The following is a 21231-nucleotide window of genomic DNA, read 5'->3' as shown; positions in this document are numbered from 1 at the left end:
CATCATTTTTATCATTTGAATCCATTTCATCACACTATTATTCTAATAGGCTGCGGGTGAAAGCACATGATCATCTTCTCAGGCGGAACAGGGACACCAAAGTTATTGAACGGACTTCGCAAAGTAATATCAGAAGAGGACATTACTGTTGTTGTAAATACCGCAGAGGATCTGTGGGTATCCGGGAATCTTGTCTCTCCGGATATCGACACTGTACTTTACCTTTTCTCAGACAGGATAGACTTCAATAAATGGTGGGGTATTGAAGGGGATACTTTCAGAACCCATGGGCTAATGAAGTCCCTTGGACACAACGAAAGGATGATGCTTGGCGACCTTGACCGTGCGACCCATATCATCCGCTCTGACCATCTCCGGGAAGGTTCTTCGCTGACCGAAGCCATTGTGAGGTTATCAGAGTCCATGGGTATAAAAGCAAAGATCCTGCCGATGTCAGATAACCCCGTTTCGACAAGAATTGTAACTCCTTCGGGAATGATGCATTTCCAGGATTTCTGGATAGGTGAACACGGAGAACCTGCAGTGATTGACGTCTTCCAGGAAAATATAGGCAGGGCAGGCATATCTCCTGAAGTCCTGCGTGCACTGGAAAACGATGATGAAGTGCTGATCGGACCGAGTAATCCAATAACCAGTATAGGTCCCATAATCGGACTTCCGGGTATGGTGGACATCCTCAGGGGGAAGAAAGTCATTGCGGTAAGTCCCATAATCGGGAAGGGGCCTGTGAGTGGTCCCGCCGGGAAACTCATGCATGCCAGGGGTGTTGATGTCTCCTCTGCCGGTGTTGCGTCTTACTATGGTGAATTCCTTGATACTTTTATAATAGACAAGAGCGATCCCATAAACAATGCTGCTTTTGAAGACACAGGTTGCAGGCTGGTACGTACGGATACGATGATGATGTCAGTGGATATCAGCGTGGGGCTCTCGGAACTGATACTTCAGGAGTTCGGTAAGCTTAATAATTCGTAAAATGATACTGTTGCATGTTTTCTTAATGTCTGTTTTTTACTGTAGTAGTTTCTTTAATAAATACGCTTTTATTATTTTAATGACTAAATACTTTCAAGTATTATTCAAATCTATTTTATAAAACAATTTTACAAGAACTTCAAGGTGAAAACGTGGGTGATGAATGGAAAATAGATATCAAAATCCCGGATATAGGGACGATGATCACACTTCTGACAACTGCAGTATGTTCTGTTATTCTCAGTGCTGCCGAGATCGCATACACAATGATGTGGATCACATCCGCTTACGAGCGGAACGGCAAGGATTTCTTCATCGATCTTCTGACTGCAGAGGCCCTGACATGGACAGCTGAGTACATCGTTGTAGCGGGTTCGCTCCTGCTGCTGTCATCAATGACATTCCTGCTGTCCATGATGTATGCACTGTACGAGCTTAACCGAATTACGCAAAACGAAGACAAAAAAGTACACCGGAAAATACTTTTCGGACTGTTTGGTACAGGACTTGTATTACTTTTCATGGCATTGATATCTGCAATAATACTGAGGTACCTGTAATGATCATAGGAAAAAAGGATTCCCTGCCAAGGAAGGAGATAATATGAGCTTGAATATCAGCGGGACAATAAAAGAGGTCCCAAAGGAAATAGAAACTCCTGCCGTTTCACCGGAGGAGGTCGTAAGGGCAGCTACCAGGACGGAAAGAGTGCTCTATCCCGTATCCGCCATAGTGGGTCAGGAGAAGATGCTTCGGGCTCTTATACTGAACACTATAAACCCGTCCATTGGCGGAGTACTTATACGCGGCCAGAAAGGAACTGCGAAATCAACTGCTATCAGAGGGCTGGCAGAAGTACTGCCAGAAATAGAGGTTGTAGAAGGATGCAGATTCAACTGCCATCCTTCAGACCCTGACAAATTCTGCTGGGAATGTATGGAAAAGAAAATGAGCGGCAACCTGCGGGTGCTCAAACGTCAGACCAAGGTCGTGGACCTGCCTGTAGGTGCAACAGAAGACAGGGTTGTAGGCAGCCTTGATATCGAAAAAGCAGTCCGGCGCGGTATCCAGGCCTTTGATCCTGGCATACTTGCCCAGGCGAACAGGGGTATCCTCTATGTTGATGAGATCAACCTGCTTGACGATTTTGTGGTTGATGCGCTGCTCGATGCCGCAGCAATGGGTGTTAACACCGTTGAGCGTGAGGGCGTGAGTGTCAGCCATCCTGCAAACTTTATAATCGTGGGAAGCATGAACCCGGAAGAAGGTGAACTGAGGCCGCAGTTGCTCGACAGGATAGCACTGCAGGTTGAGGTAACGGGCATTTACGATGTAGAACAACGTATCGAGATCGTTGAGAGAAGAAACCAGTTCAATGATGATCCAAGGCATTTCATACGTGAGTTCGAGTCAGAGCAGGATAAACTGCGCTCAAAGATCATCAAAGCAGTCCAGTTGCTGCCAAGGGTGACTACCACAAGGGACAATCTGCGTACGATCGCTGAGATATGCATCGCCTTTAACGTAGACGGTCACCGTGCTGATATCATGATCGAACGTGCTGCCCGCACAAATGCAGCCTATGAGGGCAGAGAACGTATAACTAATGATGATATCATCGAGACCGCGGAAATGGTCCTGCCTCACAGGATGCGTAAGAAGCCTTTCGAGGAGGAAGATTTCAGCGCAGACCAGCTACGTGCCGTAGTAGATGGAAATATCTGAGTAAGGTGGGGAATGAGCCACGAAGAAACCATTATGCGCCTGCGCAGGAATCTTTCAAGGGACCATGATATCAGGGTGATGCACATAGGTGAACCTGTACTTGGCCTGCGCATTCCCAGAAAACAAGTATCGGATATCTCCAGAGAGGATACGGATACGCTCTATAATCTGCTGTATTCCAATGTCGAGCAATTAAGACCCGCAGAAATAGAGGCTGTTTACTTCATAGCCGATTCCGATTACCTGCAGGTGGATACGGTCCTTTTCTTCAAGACGTTCCTGGAAAGGAATACTACCTATGACCAGTCTTTGTTCGGGATAGATACATCTTTGTCAGGAGGGTCCGGAAATACTCTGGCAAGTGAAGTTTCCCTGGATGAACAAATTCCGGTTGAAACAACATCAAATGCAACGATTGAGAGGGAATCTGCTTCAGTTATACGGGACAAGTCCCTGGCAGAGAACTCTCATGTATGCTCAAATCCGTTTTATGACAGTGCTATCCTGAAGGCCGGGAAATCCATATCTCTGAACGGAAAGATAAATTCTTCTGATAAAGAGTTAACAGTGATGCCGGAGGAAAACCGTTCATTGGATATGTTTTCGCAAGTTCCTTGTGACAGTGAGACCGGGATAATTGTGGAGCTTACTCCTAAGAAGTATGTTCCCGGGGGTGAATATGAGTCATCAGCAGTCTCATTCTCACAGGAGCAGGGAAGTCTGTTTCCTGATTACCTGCCTGAAAAAATACAGAGGAATAAGCAGGATGGCCATGTGGTAGCAAAGATCCTCAATGATTTCGCCAGGAACTCCCAGAAGAAAAAGCTAGCATCAGGCAGATTAAAATCCGGGAGGCGTGCGGAAGTACTGACCAAGGGAAAACGTGGCCGGTATGTCAGGTACAGAATGCCGGGAGAGAAGATCACAGACATTGCCATTGCACCGACCGTACGTGCGGCAGCTTTGCATGCAAAGGACGGGAAGATCGAGATAAGGAAGAGCGACATCAGAGAGAAGGTGCGCAGGAGGCGTATTTCCAGCCTGATAAACATTGTCTTTGATACTTCCGGTTCCATGGATGACCATGAGAAGATACGGATCACCACAGATGTGGTTATAGCCCTGTTGAAGGATGCTTATCAGAAACGTGACAGGGTTTCCCTGGTAACTTATTGTGGCAGGTCTGCAGAACTTGTGCTTCCCTTCACTTCGTCAGTGGAAGCTGCCAAGAGATACCTGGAGAAGGTCCCTTTCGGTGGTACGACACCCCTTGCATCAGGTATGCTCGCCGGGCTTGACACTCTCCAAAGGGAGCTGAAAAAAGAACCTTCAGCTGTACCGATTATGGTCCTTGTCACGGATGGGACTGCTAACTGCTCTTTGAATCTGGGAGGCAACATCAGAAGGGAAATAATGCAGGTCTGCAGGCAAGTGTCCCAACATCATATCAATATACTTGTAATCGATATAAGCAAGAGCGGCTCAAAACTCTCCAGGGATGTTGCTGCGCAGAGCAGTGGCAGTTATTATCATCCGGGTTCCCTCAGTAAGGAAGATATCTATTCAGCCATATGTGATGAGAGAAATTCAAAGACCACCTCTGCAGTGGTGTGACTTTGCCTGCTTCAAAGTTATTTGTCCGGGGAGAGTTTACAGCCTGGTTTTATATATTGGCAGGCAGTAAAAGCCATAATTATGCTGGAAAAACTTTGTGATTCGTTGCTGAATGCTCCTATTGTCCGCAGGGGGGAATATTACTATTTCATTCATCCCATAGCCGATGGGGTTCCTTTCCTTGAGCCGGATCTGCTGGAAGAGATCACAGATCATATAGTGCAAATAGCCGATATGGATGTTGACCGGATAATCGCTATCGAAGCTATGGGTATTCCGCTTGCTACAGCTCTTTCCCTGAAAACCGGCATTCCTTTTTCCATCATCCGCAAACGATCATACGAACTGGACGGCGAGATACTCCTGTCCCAGCAGACAGGTTACTCCAAGGGTGAACTCTACATAAATGCGATCAAAAACGGAGATCGTGTACTTATTGTGGACGATGTGGTCAGCACAGGAGGAACTCTGATGGCACTTATCACCGCCCTGAAAAGTATGGGTGCTGAGGTCTGCGATACTGTTGTTGTTCTCGAGAGGGGTGAAGGAGTTTCCCGGATGCGGGACATGGGATTTGAGGTTAAGACCCTGGTACGCATTAGTGTTGATGAAAACGGGGTTTCGATCGAGGATTGATATGCAAAAAGAGAACTTTGATTTTGAGATCGGACGCATTGTATCCATCATCAAGGACACTGATGCCGGGCTTGTCGGACTGCAGTTCCCGGAAGGTTTCAAACGCAGGTCTCCCGTAATCGCGGCACATATTGAAGAGGAAACACAAGCCAGGGTGATCATATCAGGTAATCCGTGTTTTGGTGCCTGCGACCTTGATGTGGCCTTACTGGGAAAGGTGGACATCATGTTCCATTTCGGACATGCACAGCTTGATGATAATTCGCTTGAAAGTAAAGTCTATTTCATTGAGGCCCGCTCAGATGCTGATATCATTGAGGTTGTCAAAAAATCTGTCTGTAAACTTAAAGAACATCGGATAGGTCTCATCACGACTGTCCAGCACGTACATAAACTGGAGGATGCCTGCAGTATTCTGGAACGTGGAGGGAAAGAGTGTATGATCGGCACCGGTGACAGCAAGATAGCGTATCCCGGACAGGTGCTGGGGTGCAACTTCTCTGCAGCCCGGGACGGGGAATGTGACGAATATCTCTACATCGGCAGCGGAGAGTTCCATCCGCTTGGAGTATCACTTTCTACCGGGAAGAGGGTGCTGGTGGCAGATCCTTTTATCAATGAGGTACGTGAGGTCGATCCTTCAAGGATACTCCGGCAGAGAAGTGCGGTCATAGCAAAATCCCTGGATGCAAATATTTTCGGTATAATCGTATCTTCAAAACCGGGCCAGGAAAGATTTGAATTGGCAGAGGGCCTGAAGACTCTGGCATTAAATCATCAAAAGCAGGCCCACATACTTTCCATGGACCTGGTGACACCTGACCAGTTGTTGCAGTTCAAGGTAGATGCCTTCGTGAATACTGCATGCCCAAGACTTGCTGTGGATGAGGTAGGCAGGTTCAATGCTCCTATGCTCACTCCTCAGGAGTTCGAGATCGTCCTGGGGGAGAAAGAGTGGGATAACCTTGTCTTCGATGAGATCCTGGGGGAGTGATCTTCTGTGAAACAGCGTAAACTTGAGATATTGCTTGAGCAAGTTAAGGGCTTCGATTCCCCGAATGCCGCACTTGAACAGTACACAACCCCTGCGGTACTGGCCGCGGAGCTTTTGCACTTTGCCTATATGCAGGGTGACCTCGGCGATACTGTCTTTGACCTAGGATGCGGGACCGGCATACTTGCAATAGGTGCAAAGTTGCTTGGGGCGGAGTATGTGATCGGTTTTGACCTCGACAGAAAAGCCCTGGAGATCGCCGCGAAGAATGCGGAAAAAATGGGTGTGGATGTGGAGTTCAGGCATTGTGATATTTCCGGGGTGCAGGGGCATGCTCATACGGTTGTTATGAATCCTCCATTCGGTGCACAGGCTAAGGGTAACGACCGACCGTTCCTTTTAAGTGCATTGAGGACCAGTGATGTGGTGTATTCTATTCATAATTGTGGGAGCCATGATTTTATCGGAAAGTTCATAGGAGATGCCCGGATAAGTGACTGGTATACAACGGGGTTTCCACTGAAAAGAACGTTCAAATTCCACAAAAAGGAAGTAGAGACAATCAATGTAGAAGTATACCGTATTATGCGATAAATCCTTAAAGCATAATGCAGTCTTATTTGAAAGAAACATATTTTCAAATTTTGAAATTGATCTCAATACCATAAGCATTATACGAATTTCAGTGTTATACGAGGGATTCTAATTAGAATAAGAAATAGACGAAAAACTTCACGCAGAAAGATCAAATCTTCCGGTTCCGGGGATGAACAGATCGGTGAAGTTGACAAATCTGCTGAAACTTCTCTGTCTCAGGATGAGTCTGTGAAGAAAGAAAAGGTCATTGTAGAAGACTCTGAGAAAGATACGAAAGAACGTGATACAGAAGAGAAGCAACCAGATAACGCATCCACGGAAGAAGATACGATGAGCGAAGATGAAAAACATTTTGTCATGCCCGGTGACCTTGTAGGTACTACTGAAGAGTTCACAGCGGGAAACGGAACGTATGTGGACGTAGGGGATATCCATTCAATTGGCACCGGATATGTGCATATTGACAGGAAATCAAGGGAAATTTCGGTAGTTCCTAAAACAAAGACTCCTCCCGAGCTGTGTGAGGGTGATATCGTGATTGGCGGAATAACCAATTTGCGCGATTCTGTCGTTCTGGTTGATATCGGTGGCATTAAGGGTAAGGGGGACCGTGAGTTCCAGATGAATGGCCCTGCAGCGATTCATGTTTCCAATGTCAGGGATTCGTATGTTAAGAACCTTTCACAGGAATTCTCTATGTCTGACGTTGTTAAGGCAAAGGTCATAAACACCCAGAACATGCGCCTTAGTACATCAGAGAAATCGCTTGGTGTGATGAAAGCTTACTGTTCCAGATGCAGGACCGTTCTTGAACTGGAAGGTAACAGGCTGAAATGTCCGGCATGCGGACGCACCGAGAAAAGGAAGCTATCCTCTGACTACGGAACCGGCATTTTGTAATACTATGTTATCTAATAATAATCAAATTCAGGTGAGATAAAGATGGAACTAAAAATCATTGATAAAACTGATGACGAAATGCATATCGAGATCATAGGAGAAACCCATACTCTTCTTAATATGCTAAAATCAGTTCTCCTTGATGACAACAGGGTGCAGATTGCAACCTATGACATGAAACATGTATCCATAAGTGATCCCGTACTGTTTGTAAAAACAGACGGTACTGATCCTATAGACGTTGTGAAGGATGCACTGAAAAACCTTGTTTCCCAATGTGATGAGTTCATTTCGGTTTTTACCGGTGCAGTTAACGCATAAGTTCGAAAAGACACCACAAGGTGCACCTTCCTGATATTCAGGAAGGCTTTGTTTTTTTCTACCGCTTCATGGTTTTGTTCTTATGGTCATTGTTATGTCTGTGATGGTATGATAACTGATAAGATTCCAAAAGTGAGGTACAATGAAGGTAGTTGCTTTTAACGGTAGTCCGAGAAAAGACGGGAACACTTCTATGCTTGTCAACTTTGTGTTCGATGAACTTGCAAAGGGAGGAATTGAGACCGAAATGGTAAATCTCACGGGTGAGAAACTGCGAGGTTGTACAGCCTGCATGAAGTGCTTCGATCGCAAGGATCGCAAATGTATATTCGACGATGATCCTGTGAACAGGTGGATCGCTAAGATGGGAGAGGCGGATGGTATCATACTTGCATCTCCTACTTATTTCGCGGATGTCACAGCAGAGATGAAAGCACTGATGGACAGGGCTGGTTTTGTATCCAAAGCGAACGGGGATATGCTTGCCAGGAAAACCGGAGCTGCTGTTGTAGCTGTCCGCAGAGCGGGTTCGATGCATGTATATGATACGCTGAATCACTTCTTCGGCATAAACCAGATGATAGTTCCGGGTTCAAGTTACTGGAATATTGGCATCGGTCTTGCAAAAGGCGATGTTGCATTAGATGAGGAAGGCGTGCAGACCATGCGAACCCTTGGCAGGAATATGGTATGGCTCATGCAGAAGATATACGGATAGTTTTTAACGAATGCTCATAATTAGTAGTTAATGGTATGTCCTGGATAACGGACAATCGATCTGAAACCGGTGAAGATATGGTACTTGATGATGCAGCACTTAAGAAATTTGGATTTATCCCACGCAAAGCGAAAGATGCGATAAATATCGATCCTCTCCAGACAGGCGGGAAACTTACCGAAGAGGCAAGCCGTGCACTCCTTGAATGGGGAGACGGCTATTCCGTCTGTGATTACTGTGATGGGGTGCTGGACCTGATCAAGAAGCCCCCGATAGAGGAATTCGTACATAGCGCCCTGCCTGAGTTCTTGAACACGGATGTGGCAAGGATCACTCATGGGGCCAGGGAGTCAAAATTCACGGTTATGCACTCCATGGCAAAGGAAGGCGACTACATCGTACTGGATGAGCTTGCCCATTATTCCTCTTTCGTTGCAGCACAGCGTGCAGGGCTTAACATAAGGACCGTTCCTCACAGTGGCAATCCTGAATATAAGACAGATGTCGATGGATATGCAACTGTGATCGATGATCTTATCAGGGAAACAGGTAAAGCACCGGCACTTGCACAGGTGACATATCCGGATGGCAATTACGGGAACCTTGCGGATGTGAAAAGGATATCCAATCTGTGCCACAGATACGATGTACCTCTGATGGTCAACGGAGCGTATTCAGTGGGGAGGATGCCCATAGATGCTAAGAAGCTGGGTGCCGACTTTATCGTTGGAAGTGGACATAAATCCATGGCTTCTTCCGGTCCCATCGGTGTGCTCGGAGTAAAGGAAGAATATGCGGGTATTGTTTTCAGGAAATCTCCTACTCATAAGAACAAGGAGGTCGAATTTCTGGGCTGTACTGTCAGGGGTGCCCCTGTCATGACCATGATGGCTTCTTTCCCTCATGTGGTGGAGCGCACGAACAGGTGGTATGATGAAGTGGCGGATGCCCGCTGGTTCTCTTCAAGATTGGAGGACCTTGGTATTATGCAGATGGGGGATAAGCCACACAACCATGACCTGATGTTCTTTGAAGCTCCGGTGCTTTATGAGATATCACAGGCTGCCAAGAAGGGTCGGTATTTCCTGTATAAAGAGATGAAACAGAGGAAGATCCACGGTATAAAGTCCGGCCTTACCAAGTATTTCAAGCTTAGTACATTCCAGGTCGGAAGGGAAAACTTAAAGTATATTGCAGACTCCTTCGAGGAAATTATCGACAAGTATCAGAAGATGGGATAAGGCCCTTCTGTTTACTGGCGATCAAAAAGTCGGAAACCTTTTGACCACGCAAAAAGTAATCAGATATGCCCATTAAGAACTTACTCCGAAAGAACCCTGCTGATGAAGCACTAAAGAAATTGAAGGATAAGACCCGGATATTCAATAAGGATTTCAGCAGGATGGTCCTGCTTTTCCTTTTTGGGGTCCTGCCGCTCGAAGCTGTGATTATCGCCAGCGGCCGGGAACTGATAATGGTTCCCGACCTGGTCCTTGTATTTCTGGAAGCCATTGTCATCGTACTGATGTCATACATTATGGCAACAGTGTTCATCAGGCTGACAGTATACCTGATCCCCGACAGTTTTGGTAGTGCAGGCGAGCAGGAAGAGAAGATCCTGCTCAGTAAGATGTATATGGCATTTATATATTCGGTAGCTGTGCTGGTTGTTTTCTGGCAGCTTGGCATCGGTATCCAGAACATAGCTATATTCCTTGGTCTGCTCACCACCGGTTTTGCCTTTGCGCTCAGGGATATAATATTCTCCTACTTCGCATGGTTCATACTGCTGACAAAGAAACCATTCAAGATAGGTGACTATATCGAGGTAGGGGATGAAGAGGGGATCGTCAAACACATAGGACTCTTCTATGTTGTGGTGGACCCGTATCCATACGTGTATAACGATTTTTACAAGATACCGAACAAGACCTTCCTGGAGAAAACCATACGGAATCACGGAAAGGGTAATTTCAAACTGAGCTTTGACCTTTACCTGAAGGATATCCCCTCATATCTCGAGGAAAGGATAGAGAACATCAGGGAGAAATCCCGGCTTATCGGCTGCGCAGACGCCCGTTTCCACCTGGGTTCTGACAAGGACGGTGTAAAACTGATAACCGAGTACAAAGCCACCTTCGAAGGCAGGGAAAAAACAAGACACCAGCTCATCAGTATAATTCTCGAAGAACTGGGCCTCACAGGGGTTGCCGATAATTCCACTGTGTTTGAGAGCAAGAAAGTAAGATACTCCGTATAAAATATATCAAGATACCACCATAAAATCTATAATCTTAAAAGCCATACTCTTCTTACTCTTTTTTGTGCGGCTGTGGTTTAGCGGTATGACAGTGGCTTCCCAAGCCTCTAACCCGGGTTCGATTCCCGGTAGCCGCATTGATTTATAATATAGTGAATTCATAGGTAAAGATGTATGGTGGGTGAACAATTTTTTTCTTGGATTAGTGAGAATGCTACTACTATCACGCCTCTAACTAATATCATTACAGTAGTGATCTGGGGGTTCTACGCACACCTTTTGTATCGCGAATACCGCAACCAAAACTACCCAAGGATTTTGATACAACAGTCACAGGGCACCAGTAACAATTCGCTTTGTTTACTTACAAATTTGAGTGAAAAAATGATGGATGTTACATGTATATTTGCGGTTGGGTATGGAAAAAATAACAAGGTATATAAAAAGAAAATTGAAGATTACGGTCAGTTTGATACCAACAAACAAATAGAGCAATCACAGAGTATTCAGCGAAGAAATTTTTCTCATGGGAGTCGTATTTGTGTAGGTAAATTTAATTCTCTCCTGCAGAAATTGAATCTTTCAGACATCAGTTCTATCGAAAAGCTGGAAATTCGAGTTGTAGCTTTTTTCGCCTATAAGGATGAAGCAATCGGTGCTTCTCGATTTTTTTCGGTAAAATCAAAACAAGATGGTTCCATTGTACAAATCACTCCCGAAAATTTAAAAACTAAACAAATGAGGTCTTTTTTACAGAAACGGAAAATTAGGAATTGGACTGAAGATTGCTTCAATGAGGACGTAGATTAAATGACCTTTTTACGAAGTTAAAAAGCTATAAATTTAATACTGTATTTATTATTTTTATAACTAGTTCCAATTTGGGTGAATGATACCTAATTAATCCTATAAAACAAAATCTAATGTTTAGTATAGAATTTGGTTTTCTTGTTTTTAGTCAACAGGACATTAAAAATTTAAAATAAAAGTTCCGTTTTTCTTGTTAACTATATCCCCGCATTGATTTTTAGGGTATATACAACTCAAACTATGGCAACGCCTTTGCTATTACTCTGCAAAAATCGATTCTTTTGCTTCCAATAAAAAAGTGTACGCGATGTTTTTAGAACTTTCCAGCTTTACGGGAACTAAAGAATGGCCGGAGTGCAAATCACTCCGGCATTCAGGATCGTGTTCAAGCTGAATCCGGGAATCCACACCACCACACTACACTGTGAGCAGCAATATAGACTTCACTATCCTCGTAACCATTTATATCTATTGCAATCCAGTCAGTACTGGATTTTTTATCATTATACTCAGCTGAATAGTCAAACTGCCCGGGAATTGGATTTCCATTCCTGGTCATGGGGATACCATCACGTGAATCCGCCACATGCAGGTGATACTCGGTCAATCCAGTCCATGAGCCATTATATCCGTCTTTGTAAGTAGAGTCAGATTGATTGTAGGCATACTGAACGTAGATAGTACCATAGTATTTTCCGTCCTGAAGTGTAGTGTCGTCATATACCTTCAGGGTTCCAGCTTGGCTGGACTGTCCTGCATAGATTGTATACCTGCCTGGAATACTTTCGTTATACGAACCAAGAGTGTAATCGACGTATGTGCCCCAGTTGCCCCTCTCAACAAAGCGGTAAGCACCTCCAGGTTTATGCTCAGCTGCCCAGGCAGTTTCTTCAAAGCACTCCTTTTCTCCGTCGTCCACGCAGTTAATTCCTATTGTCTGATCTTCATCTGCTGAAGCAGATCCTGTTACAATCAAAGTTATACTAACAAGTAGCATAGCGAATAAAAGACTATTCTTTAACATACACAATAACCTCCAAATACATATAGACAATGATAATACTTAAATACTTAGCAATTATGTCCGTTGGCTCTGTAGAGATCCTGATTTGAATTAATGAGTTGTAAACAAAGAATAGAACGTATATTACTCAAAGCTTGATGTAATGGTGGTATGGATAAATTCTCAAGTAACAGCAAGTGAACAAAGAGGACAGGCAGTCGTTAGAAATGGGTCCTTCATAAAGTGCGCAATTAACAACGCAGTTCAGTTTAACTCCCGGGCCTGCAGTCCCCAAGGAATCTAACTGTAAAATAATTATTATTGTGAAAAATATTGCTTTTTTCAGGTTTGATATGTTATTAAGCAACTAAAATCCAATCTTAACATTTTATATTACATTTTAACTATCCTTTTCAAGCAAAACCGTTATATTCATGTTATTTATCTATACAGACGTTTAAGGATCGTCAATATGTACATAAAGCGGGTGAAAAAACATATATGGAGATTAGTGCAGCTGTTAAAAAGGCGATTCGGTATGACGTTGTTCAGAACATTCTGAGACATTATGAATGTCCGGATACGTGTGGAGCACACTGTTGCAGTAAAGGACAAATTCATCTTTTCGAGGACGAATTGAAGTTGCTTACTGTTCTTGATCCCGTAAAGTCCGGGGTGATTAATAAAGATATTTCTCCCGGCCTGTACCTGATGAACGCACCCTGTTCTTTCCTTAATGAAACAGGCAGGTGCGAAGTTTACTCTAAAAGACCAATAGTTTGTGGTCTCTATCCTTTTAAGGTGAACACATCTGGTAACTCTATAGGCTTGCAGCCGTGTCCTGTCGGTTTTTTGATAATCCGGGATTTTGCTTCATGGGTCATGGATTCTATTTTAAAGACAGGATTATCCGAACAGGAGAAGCTCAGGATATCTGAAGAATGGCAAAGGAATATAGATTCTTATGCTTCAGAACTCACAGAGTTCCATTTCAAGACCGTCCTGAAAGAAATGCAGATTCCTTTCGATGAACTTGAAATGCTGTCAATGTTTCTGGCTTCAACGAATTCTCAAAAAATGAGCAGTGTTCCGGCTACTGCAAAATGATATTGTGGGTCCGGTTCTGTTGCACAGACATGCTGCTGTTTTTAACATTCCCGTTTTCGGGCTCATAATGCAATATCTGTCAGGATAGAAGGTGCATTTTAAATAATTGCGGGTTCATATTTTTAAATGGGGAGAAATCTGTTATATCAGTAACTTACCCCAGGGAGTGAAAAAATAAAAGTCGGCCAGATAATGTCAAAAGACCCTGTGTCTATCAGGGAGGACGATCATATGACCCATGCCAGGCAGATCATGAGGGATAATCTGATGAGAGGTCTTCCTGTTCTGGATGGGGAGCAAAGAGTGGTAGGTATCCTGAACGATCAGGATATACTTAATATTAAATCAAGTAAATCAAACGTAACGGTCCGGGGCTATGTAAGAGAGTATCCTGCAATTACACCGGACACGGATATATTAGAGGCTGCAAAGCAGCTCCTGGACGCAAAGCAGCATAGGGCTCCGGTTATTGCCTCGACAGGTGACAGAAGTTTAGTTGGAATTGTTAGTGAAGTAGACATACTGAGGAATATAGAGCCCACGAAGAGATCGCCGAAAACAGTCGGGGAGATTATGACAACAGGAGTCAGGACCGCATATCCCGATGAAAGCATTGCTAAGTTGTGGTCAAACATGCTGGAATGGGACTATACCGGTATACCCGTAGTTTCTCACAAGGGCCAGGCAATGGGTATCGTTACCCGGAGTGATATAATAAGGTCCGGGTATATAAGAACCGCTTCCAGCAACACTCAGGGCAGTAGTACAGGTGATTCGCCGAAGGTGGAGAAGGTAATGTCCACGCCCTTATATTCGGTCTCACCGGACACATCTGTCAGTGAAGCTATCCAGACCGTACTTGAACGCAATATCGGCAGAATTAGTGTCACAAACGATAATAAACTGGTAGGTATTGTCGACAGGTATGACCTGCTGAAGGCGTGCCTGAAAGGGACAGGGTTCCAGTGATCCCGGGCCTGAAAGAAGCTACTGGAATATTCTGCCGCATGGATTTTTTTGGCATTGCGGTACAGTTATGAACAGGTGATAAGCTAATCTAGTGAGTGTGGTGTTATAAATGAATATACGAGATAAGCGTTCCATGGAAGATCAAAAAAACCTTAAAGTACGGGAAAAACAGAATTACAGCGATAAATCCCCTAATAAAAGAGACCCGATGATGTACAGTAGCAATGGTATAATTCGTGCCGGACCGGTTGACTTTGATGAAAGGATAGCACAACATGAAGGTGGTATTATGGCTGTCGCAAGTAAGGACGTCGTGACCATACCGCCAACAACAACGATCATTGCTGCCATTAAAACCATGACTGGAAATGGTTTCAGACGGGTTCCTGTTACCGATGCAGGTACAAACCGTCTGGAAGGGATAGTTACATCTGTTGACGTAATTGATTTCCTTGGGGGCGGAAGCAAGAATCTGCTTGTTGAGAACCATTACAAAGGTAACCTGCTTGCAGCTGTCAATGCATCTGTGAAGGAGATCATGCAGTATGATGCCGTCAGCATTTCAAATGATATCGGTATCGATGAGGCTATCCGCCTTATGCTGGATAAGAATGCCGGGGGGTTGCCTGTTGTGGATGATGAGGGCCATGTACTTGCTATCTGTACTGAAAAGGATTTTCTCCGGTTCGCAGAAGGCGTCATAACTGCTAAGAAGGTTGCTCATTACATGAGCAGAAAAGTGAAGCATGTAACCCCCAAAACAAGCATTGGTGATGTTGCAAAGATGATGATAGACAATGGATTCAGAAGAGTGCCGCTAATAAAGAACGGTGATATACTGGGAATGGTCACTGCATCTGATATCATGCGTTTTATCGGAAGCGGGGATGCCTTCCACCGGCTAATGACAGGAAATGTCCATGAGGCACTGAATGAACCTGTGGACTCACTGATCTCAAAAAAGCTTGTCAGCATAAATATTGATGCGGATATGGGTAATGCTGCACGCCTGATGCTGGAGAACAATATCGGCTCACTACCTGTAATGGATAATGATGAGCTTGCAGGGATCATTACTGAAAGGGATTTCCTGAAAGCCATGTCCGAATAAGGAAACAACCGAATCTTCCTTTTGATATGAAGAGACGGCATCACATGTATATATTTTTACATTTTTACATTTTTTTGTTATCTGCCACCTGAAAATTCAATGTTATTAAAAGACGGTGCTACAAGCAAACAAACCACACAATCTATTCTGAACCTGTCTTGCAAAATTAAAGGACGGTTGGGTTAAATAAAAACAAACCAGAATATGTCGTATAGGTTAAAGAAGTGAAATGTCAGGGGGAATGGTAATTTCGGGATAGGTAAATGTATCCCGGACCTGCAAGGAATAATTCCAGGAAATGGGTGTCATTGACATGCCTGATCTGCGATCTAAAAAATATCACAAAAGTAAATTAGGATCAAGGGATTCTTGCAAAGGTGAAACCTATATGTCTGCATTATGACAGATCTAAATTCGTATGGATATGTTCTGCTTCTTTTTATTTTACTTCGGCTTGCATTTGGATGGTATCCGTTCCATCTAAGTTCACAAAGCAGGATCACGTGTTTCGCTGTGGGGATGATTGACAAATGAAGAAATCGCTTTTAGATGTATTATTCATGTCAGATATAAGGAAGGATCTTCTTTTCTTATTAAAAGACGGTCCTAAAGATATACGGACCATCATGGGGATTATGGACATTGAAAGACAACCATTGATTTTTCAGTTGAAAATACTGGAAGATGGTTTTCTCCTCACAAAAGAAGCCGGCTCAGAAGAGCCTTACAAGCTAACTACTATTGGGAAGCTGCTGGTTGAAGAAATGGAGCCTCTTATGTCAATACTTGATTTTTTGGATTCCAACGATGGTTACTGGGAAGACCACAGGCTGGATTTTATTCCACGCAGACTTATAAAAAGGCTTCCTGAACTTGATCCATGTACCATAGTGGACCCTCCTTTTTCAGAAATGTATGAATTTGATAGAATGTTCCTTGAAAAGTCCAAAGTTTCAAGTTCCTTCTTTACAGTCACTACCTGCCTTCATCCGGTATTTGTATCACTGTTCTTAGAACTCCTGGATAAGGGTGTGGATATATCTGTGGTCCTCAGCCGTGAACTGTTTGAGAAGATGCGCTCCGAACAATACAGTGACCTTAAACATCTTGTGAAGAACAGGCGGACTGAGTTTTATCTATATCCGAAGGACATGCATTTTGTCTCTTTTGCAGAAAACGATCACTATGTTCAATTAATGTTATTGACCAATGAGGATTATTATGACAATAAGCATTTAATGTTATCTGATCCGGACGCACTCAAATGGGGTAAGGATTTCTTCGATCACTACAAGAACGATTCATTACAAATAACTGATGTTTGAAAAGTTTGTTCTGATCGTTTCAACGGGTCATGTCTATCAGAGACGGGGAGTCTACAGCGTATATATTTAAGCTTGAGTCATACTTGCGATCTCCTGTTGAAAGATACTGCCCGATTGCTTGCTTGTAACAGGAGGTAGGGATAGATGCCTTCAAAATATCCTATCCTGGCACCTTAATCCTTGTAGACTCGAGATATGACCCAAATATCCCGGCAAGTATTGTCCCCCACTCTGACGGATTATGGATTTATCCGCAAATAGAACTCGTTCTTGATTGTATTTAACGTAAACCTCGCTTAATTTGCAACGTCGACTAAAGTTTTGATGTGATATGTAAACTTAACAATGTGAATCAAAACCATTGCCCATTTTAAAAGAATTTCTGTCAAGCTCCTGCAGATTACAATTGTTCACATACGAATAGGAGATATCAACTTTCATTGTCAACCTGATTAGGAAGTTCGGCTGTAAATCTGCCTGGCAATAAACGTACCTGATAATAATTATCTTTCGCAGATGTCACTTTAATAAACTGTACAGTTGATATTCTTTTAAAAATGAATACTCGTAGGTTGGTATTCCCATAAAGCGAATGCAGAAGCCGGGAGTAGAAGTTATGAATGTTTGGTTAAAACAGCTGCTTAAGGGCCTTGCTAGTCGGAGATAAGGAATGTCGTTTCAGGGTAGTAATGTAATAGTATCCGCTTTAAAACAATGTTTTCAGGTAGGGTGAGGCGCTAGTAAAAAATGCTACGCCTTTAGCGCCTCTTCCCTTACGAAGCCGAGATATCACCATATCTCATTCACTCCTATCCTTCGCTTGTCACTCCCTAACCCGTGAATAATAATTAGATATTTTTTTATTTAACTTAATCCTCTTTTACTTTTTAAGCGAATGTTAATTTATAAGGGGATTCAAAAAAAAATTCAGAGTTTTTTTAAGTAACAGTACTACATAACTGCGTTTAGAATTTCAATGTCTATGCCTCCATTTTTCGCAAAATCATAAAATGAAGATCGGTTTGTGTAAACATCACTTGTTCAGATGCTTATATTCTTTTGCAAGCTCTACATATTCTGCTGCATTTTGCGAGATATTTCTAATATCCCTGTTAGTAACTTCCCTGATCACTTTTGCAGGAATGCCGACTACAATGCTGTTATCAGGAAACTGCTTTCCCTCCGGAACAAGTGCATTAGCCCCGATTATGGAATTGTTCCCAATAACTGCTCCGTTCAGGATCGTAGAGTTCATTCCTATAATGACATTGCTGCCTATCCTGCAGCCATGTATCACAGCTCCGTGCCCGACAGTAACGTCATCTCCAACATCTGTTTTCATGGAAGTATCGGTATGAATGACGACGTTATCCTGGATACTTGTCCTGCTGCCTATGCAGATGCTGCCCATGTCACCGCGGACAATCGCATTGAACCATATGCTTGAGAGTTTACCTACTTTAACGTCCCCTATTATCTCTGCAGAATCTGCTATGAACGTCTCCTCTGCAATTGAGGGACTTTTATCTTTGAAATCAATGATCATTGTATCACTTGTGAATTGACCTTTCATGCTCTGTTCTATAGCATGAGTTTAAATTTATGTCCCTGTTCACATCTGCTTCTCCTCAGGTAGTAGTGAACCTTCCTGAAAATAGCCGGTATATCCCGATCCCGGCAAGAATGAAATACATCCCATATAACCAGCTGCCGGTATCTCCTGGACTCAGGCTGAGAACGATCAGTAATGCCATTGCCTGTGCTGCCCGTACCCTCGTCGGGTCAAGTCTTTCTCCGGTTCTGTCTCCCACACTTTGTACCTGGGAGGTACTCAGGATCACTGGCAGGAACAATATTGTTACCGCTATAAGAGCAAGTTTATCAGAAAATGGAAAACCAGGCAGGCTTATGCTTTCCAGCATCAGGGAAAAGCAGGAAATAATTACTATAAACAGTCCTGCCGTAAAAGAAAGCCTTCCCGGCGGGGACAGTCTGCTGTCGACTAAAAGCCCGATGCCGGTAAGAATTCCGTATATCCATGATATATTGAAAATAAGTACGGTTCCTGTGGATAGTATGATAAGAATATCTATGAGCCCTGCCCTGATGCCTGTCGTACGGTTGATAGTACGTAGTATCAATAAGGTCCACAACATAGGCAGTAAAGGGTGTACTCCAAAGAGGAGGATCGAGATCAAAACAAAAGTTACTGGTACGAATGCAGAAAAAGCATGGTCAGGGTCGAGTTCCCTTGAAATCGCCCATGTCATGAATATTATCAGGCCTGCTCTTATACCATTAAGAAAAGCAATTACAATGGTTTCTGCCAGAATGTAATGGTAAACCGTTGCGGCAAGGAACATAATGGATGTGATCAGGATTATCAGAAGGTTGCCTCTGTCACTCAGATCCAGAGGGCGGGCAAATGACGTTATTCTGTGTATATCCATCAGGTATAATTGTAGATTATTGATTTTAAGGCATTCTGTCTCTTTTATGCGGATTATGTCAGTAAGTTTCCGGTCAGACGTTCTTCTCAATAAATATCCCGACTTAGCATGTGCTAAAAATTTAATGCCATATTTATCTAACAAGGCTTATGAATTTCATTCCAGATTAGCTTAAATAAAAATATGCCACTATAGAGTTATCGGGGATGATCTTTCAAACACAGGTGCTTGGAGGATCCATATCTTTCATGATACAAGTGGGGGTAAATAATGAAGCAGCTACAAAAATGTCCGTTGTGCAGATCCAGATTGAATGAGAATGATAAAGGTATGCAGTTTTGTGAAACATGCGGCTACTGGGCCAGAAAAGGAACAGCAAGGCTGGATTCGTCAATGATGATCGCCTGAGGTGGGAGATGGGGTTAAAACTTAAATATAAAAATAAGGATAAAAACACTAAAACTTGTTTCCGTTGTAAAGAAATGCTCAAAAGACAAATACTTGGTATGAACGTATTCTATTACTGCAGAAGTTGTAAATACCTTGTATCCTCTGATTTTTTATGACCTGTCATAACTCAATCAAGGCCCTGCAATATCAGGGTTCTGTTTATTTAATAATATTTATTTTTGCGATGCTTTTACTTTCATGAGTTTGTATATTATTTTCCTGCTGATCACCAGTCAGAAGATATACGTGATTTTTAATGCAAGCCATTTGATATGGAGTTCACTTAACAATTCCTCAATTCCTGGCATACTCACTCCCTGATAAGTTTGCTTTGAAATTTTCGTTTTACACAGGTTCAGTTTCAGTTTTATTACAGTATACGCTGCAGTTTCTATGGGATGGTGGGTCTATTATGAATTGTGTTATAATTATTCATGCTAATATTTTTAAAGAATGTATCCCGGAAGCAGGGGCATATTTTCCCTTATTTTATAAATTCTATAAGATATTGTAGTATTAACAGTTTTATAGGATATGGGTTATTTTACCGAGATCATGCACAAAAGCCGATATATGAATAATAGATCAGAACTGTTGCTGCAGGTGATCGAAAAAGTGGTCAAATATGGAAATTGAAAATATTGTTGTCTATGCGATCTTTATTGCTGTGTTTGCCAGTCTAATTATATGCCAGTCAGCCGGTTCATTACCGTATGGTCAGGATGCTATGCGAACACTGGTGATAGGTGGTATCTGTGCATATCTTTTCAATAATGTTCCGCTCTTTTGAAACGATGCTGCATGGTGATTCTTATTTTTAATCGTTGTACATCTCAATGAGACTTCCCTTTTCGTGCAGAACTCCTCATAATGATGATAATTATTATATATAATAATATACATATATTTATATAGTATGATTTAATACTAGATATTGCAGGTAAGTACCTGGTGAAACAGGTTGTCTGCAATGACCAATTGACATATAGGTTCGATATGTACCTCATCCGAAACAAAACGGGAAAAACGAAAAAAGAGATCCTGGCAAATTCATCCCCTCAAAATCCCCTAGAAAAACGTAAACGTTGCCTTGATCCCTTCTTTGCACAAATGCAGTGCAAGTGGAGTATGAGCGATGGTGGAGTTACATTCCGGTAGTACCGGGATGTACTGGGTTATTGTCAAAGTAAAAAGGATTACCACAAAAATCCTGCGTTTAAAAAACAGTTTCTGTTTTCATGGTGT

At 43.0% G+C, this 21231-nt stretch carries 22 protein-coding genes and 1 tRNA gene; 20 read left to right on the top strand and 3 right to left on the bottom strand.

The features are described from left to right. The first annotated feature begins 66 nt into the window (after positions 1-66). The 14 genes from cofD to CUN85_RS02320 all read left to right on the top strand — a co-directional run bounded on the left by cofD (position 67) and on the right by CUN85_RS02320 (position 11571). Positions 67-996, top strand: a complete 930-nt coding sequence (cofD, locus tag CUN85_RS02385) for a 2-phospho-L-lactate transferase (protein ID WP_135388620.1) — start codon at positions 67-69, stop codon at positions 994-996. Between the two features lie 152 nt (positions 997-1148). Then, complete coding sequence (locus CUN85_RS02380) at positions 1149-1556, top strand: hypothetical protein (RefSeq protein WP_135388618.1); 408 nt, start codon at positions 1149-1151, stop codon at positions 1554-1556. A 43-nt stretch (positions 1557-1599) separates the two neighbouring features. Beyond that, complete coding sequence (locus CUN85_RS02375; protein WP_167848765.1) at positions 1600-2721, top strand: ATP-binding protein; 1122 nt, start codon at positions 1600-1602, stop codon at positions 2719-2721. Positions 2722-2733: 12 nt separating this feature from the next. Beyond that, entirely contained in the window at positions 2734-4335 is a 1602-nt protein-coding gene (locus tag CUN85_RS02370) for a VWA domain-containing protein (RefSeq protein WP_135388616.1), read from the top strand. 81 nt (positions 4336-4416) lie between these two features. Beyond that, a complete protein-coding gene (gene hpt / locus CUN85_RS02365) occupies positions 4417-4971 on the top strand; it encodes a hypoxanthine/guanine phosphoribosyltransferase (protein ID WP_135388615.1) in 555 nt (184 codons plus the stop codon). Between the two features lies 1 nt (position 4972). Beyond that, complete coding sequence (dph2, locus tag CUN85_RS02360) at positions 4973-5965, top strand: diphthamide biosynthesis enzyme Dph2 (protein WP_135388613.1); 993 nt, start codon at positions 4973-4975, stop codon at positions 5963-5965. Positions 5966-5971: 6 nt separating this feature from the next. Beyond that, positions 5972-6559 (top strand): METTL5 family protein, encoded by a 588-nt coding sequence (locus CUN85_RS02355; RefSeq protein ID WP_135388611.1) that lies wholly within the window; start codon positions 5972-5974, stop codon positions 6557-6559. A gap of 231 nt (positions 6560-6790) precedes the next feature. Beyond that, the gene (locus tag CUN85_RS02350; RefSeq protein ID WP_235856156.1) at positions 6791-7462 is read left to right on the top strand and encodes an exosome complex RNA-binding protein Csl4; all 672 of its coding nucleotides are present in this window, start codon (positions 6791-6793) and stop codon (positions 7460-7462) included. 42 nt (positions 7463-7504) lie between these two features. Continuing rightward, positions 7505-7783 (top strand): DNA-directed RNA polymerase subunit L, encoded by a 279-nt coding sequence (locus CUN85_RS02345; protein WP_135388609.1) that lies wholly within the window; start codon positions 7505-7507, stop codon positions 7781-7783. A gap of 142 nt (positions 7784-7925) precedes the next feature. Further along, positions 7926-8501 carry a flavodoxin family protein gene (locus CUN85_RS02340; RefSeq protein WP_135388607.1) on the top strand — a complete coding sequence of 192 codons (576 nt, stop codon included), beginning with the start codon at positions 7926-7928 and terminating at the stop codon, positions 8499-8501. Positions 8502-8578: 77 nt separating this feature from the next. Next, positions 8579-9742: an O-phospho-L-seryl-tRNA:Cys-tRNA synthase gene (gene pscS, locus CUN85_RS02335; RefSeq protein ID WP_135388888.1), complete on the top strand. Its 1164-nt coding sequence runs from the start codon at positions 8579-8581 to the stop codon at positions 9740-9742. Positions 9743-9807: 65 nt separating this feature from the next. Then, a complete protein-coding gene (locus CUN85_RS02330) occupies positions 9808-10761 on the top strand; it encodes a mechanosensitive ion channel domain-containing protein (RefSeq protein ID WP_135388605.1) in 954 nt (317 codons plus the stop codon). 66 nt (positions 10762-10827) lie between these two features. Beyond that, positions 10828-10898, top strand: a tRNA-Gly gene (locus CUN85_RS02325). Positions 10899-10935: 37 nt separating this feature from the next. Next, positions 10936-11571 (top strand): hypothetical protein, encoded by a 636-nt coding sequence (locus CUN85_RS02320; protein WP_135388603.1) that lies wholly within the window; start codon positions 10936-10938, stop codon positions 11569-11571. Between the two features lie 385 nt (positions 11572-11956). On the opposite strand, the gene CUN85_RS02315 is transcribed toward CUN85_RS02320, so the two are convergent. Beyond that, positions 11957-12595: a hypothetical protein gene (locus CUN85_RS02315; protein ID WP_135388601.1), complete on the bottom strand. Its 639-nt coding sequence runs from the start codon at positions 12593-12595 to the stop codon at positions 11957-11959. A gap of 480 nt (positions 12596-13075) precedes the next feature. On the opposite strand from CUN85_RS02315, the gene CUN85_RS02310 reads away from it, so the two are divergent. The 4 genes from CUN85_RS02310 to CUN85_RS02295 all read left to right on the top strand — a co-directional run bounded on the left by CUN85_RS02310 (position 13076) and on the right by CUN85_RS02295 (position 17086). Then, entirely contained in the window at positions 13076-13681 is a 606-nt protein-coding gene (locus CUN85_RS02310; protein WP_135388599.1) for a YkgJ family cysteine cluster protein, read from the top strand. 192 nt (positions 13682-13873) lie between these two features. Continuing rightward, positions 13874-14650 (top strand): CBS domain-containing protein, encoded by a 777-nt coding sequence (locus CUN85_RS02305; RefSeq protein WP_205804328.1) that lies wholly within the window; start codon positions 13874-13876, stop codon positions 14648-14650. Positions 14651-14759: 109 nt separating this feature from the next. Next, positions 14760-15761: a CBS domain-containing protein gene (locus tag CUN85_RS02300; RefSeq protein WP_135388595.1), complete on the top strand. Its 1002-nt coding sequence runs from the start codon at positions 14760-14762 to the stop codon at positions 15759-15761. 560 nt (positions 15762-16321) lie between these two features. Next, positions 16322-17086 (top strand): helix-turn-helix transcriptional regulator, encoded by a 765-nt coding sequence (locus CUN85_RS02295; RefSeq protein WP_167848764.1) that lies wholly within the window; start codon positions 16322-16324, stop codon positions 17084-17086. 1033 nt (positions 17087-18119) lie between these two features. On the opposite strand, the gene CUN85_RS02290 is transcribed toward CUN85_RS02295, so the two are convergent. Together CUN85_RS02290 and CUN85_RS02285 are read right to left on the bottom strand one after the other, a co-directional pair. Continuing rightward, on the bottom strand, positions 18120-18659 hold the full coding sequence (locus CUN85_RS02290; protein ID WP_328591216.1) for a gamma carbonic anhydrase family protein: 540 nt from the start codon (positions 18657-18659) through the stop codon (positions 18120-18122). 55 nt (positions 18660-18714) lie between these two features. Then, positions 18715-19536, bottom strand: coding sequence for a hypothetical protein (locus CUN85_RS02285; RefSeq protein WP_135388591.1), 822 nt, complete (start codon positions 19534-19536; stop codon positions 18715-18717). Between the two features lie 270 nt (positions 19537-19806). Between CUN85_RS02285 and CUN85_RS12905 the strand changes: the two genes are divergently transcribed. Both CUN85_RS12905 and CUN85_RS12900 read left to right on the top strand, forming a co-directional pair. Continuing rightward, a complete protein-coding gene (locus CUN85_RS12905) occupies positions 19807-19944 on the top strand; it encodes a hypothetical protein (protein WP_167848763.1) in 138 nt (45 codons plus the stop codon). A gap of 667 nt (positions 19945-20611) precedes the next feature. Beyond that, positions 20612-20776, top strand: a complete 165-nt coding sequence (locus CUN85_RS12900) for a hypothetical protein (RefSeq protein WP_167848762.1) — start codon at positions 20612-20614, stop codon at positions 20774-20776. Positions 20777-21231: the final 455 nt, after the last annotated feature.

Source organism: Methanolobus halotolerans, assembly GCF_004745425.1.
Classification (GTDB): domain Archaea; phylum Halobacteriota; class Methanosarcinia; order Methanosarcinales; family Methanosarcinaceae; genus Methanolobus; species Methanolobus halotolerans.
The sequence above is the reverse complement of the archived record's forward strand: the minus strand, read 5'-3'. Positions and strand labels throughout refer to the sequence as shown.

What these genes read in the sequence shown, in the direction of transcription:
- CUN85_RS02300 (WP_135388595.1), top strand. Translation starts at nt 14,760, where the DNA reads ATGAATATACGAGATAAGCGTTCCATGGAAGATCAAAAAAACCTTAAA.
- CUN85_RS02315 (WP_135388601.1), bottom strand. Translation starts at nt 12,595, where the DNA reads ATGTTAAAGAATAGTCTTTTATTCGCTATGCTACTTGTTAGTATAACT.
- CUN85_RS12900 (WP_167848762.1), top strand. Translation starts at nt 20,612, where the DNA reads ATGGAAATTGAAAATATTGTTGTCTATGCGATCTTTATTGCTGTGTTT.
- CUN85_RS02320 (WP_135388603.1), top strand. Translation starts at nt 10,936, where the DNA reads ATGGTGGGTGAACAATTTTTTTCTTGGATTAGTGAGAATGCTACTACT.
- CUN85_RS02285 (WP_135388591.1), bottom strand. Translation starts at nt 19,536, where the DNA reads ATGGATATACACAGAATAACGTCATTTGCCCGCCCTCTGGATCTGAGT.
- CUN85_RS02345 (WP_135388609.1), top strand. Translation starts at nt 7,505, where the DNA reads ATGGAACTAAAAATCATTGATAAAACTGATGACGAAATGCATATCGAG.
- CUN85_RS02295 (WP_167848764.1), top strand. Translation starts at nt 16,322, where the DNA reads ATGTCAGATATAAGGAAGGATCTTCTTTTCTTATTAAAAGACGGTCCT.
- cofD (WP_135388620.1), top strand. Translation starts at nt 67, where the DNA reads ATGATCATCTTCTCAGGCGGAACAGGGACACCAAAGTTATTGAACGGA.
- CUN85_RS02340 (WP_135388607.1), top strand. Translation starts at nt 7,926, where the DNA reads ATGAAGGTAGTTGCTTTTAACGGTAGTCCGAGAAAAGACGGGAACACT.
- dph2 (WP_135388613.1), top strand. Translation starts at nt 4,973, where the DNA reads ATGCAAAAAGAGAACTTTGATTTTGAGATCGGACGCATTGTATCCATC.
- CUN85_RS02290 (WP_328591216.1), bottom strand. Translation starts at nt 18,659, where the DNA reads ATGAAAGGTCAATTCACAAGTGATACAATGATCATTGATTTCAAAGAT.
- CUN85_RS02330 (WP_135388605.1), top strand. Translation starts at nt 9,808, where the DNA reads ATGCCCATTAAGAACTTACTCCGAAAGAACCCTGCTGATGAAGCACTA.
- pscS (WP_135388888.1), top strand. Translation starts at nt 8,579, where the DNA reads ATGGTACTTGATGATGCAGCACTTAAGAAATTTGGATTTATCCCACGC.
- CUN85_RS02310 (WP_135388599.1), top strand. Translation starts at nt 13,076, where the DNA reads ATGGAGATTAGTGCAGCTGTTAAAAAGGCGATTCGGTATGACGTTGTT.
- CUN85_RS02375 (WP_167848765.1), top strand. Translation starts at nt 1,600, where the DNA reads ATGAGCTTGAATATCAGCGGGACAATAAAAGAGGTCCCAAAGGAAATA.
- CUN85_RS02370 (WP_135388616.1), top strand. Translation starts at nt 2,734, where the DNA reads ATGAGCCACGAAGAAACCATTATGCGCCTGCGCAGGAATCTTTCAAGG.
- CUN85_RS02305 (WP_205804328.1), top strand. Translation starts at nt 13,874, where the DNA reads ATGTCAAAAGACCCTGTGTCTATCAGGGAGGACGATCATATGACCCAT.
- CUN85_RS12905 (WP_167848763.1), top strand. Translation starts at nt 19,807, where the DNA reads ATGAAGCAGCTACAAAAATGTCCGTTGTGCAGATCCAGATTGAATGAG.
- hpt (WP_135388615.1), top strand. Translation starts at nt 4,417, where the DNA reads ATGCTGGAAAAACTTTGTGATTCGTTGCTGAATGCTCCTATTGTCCGC.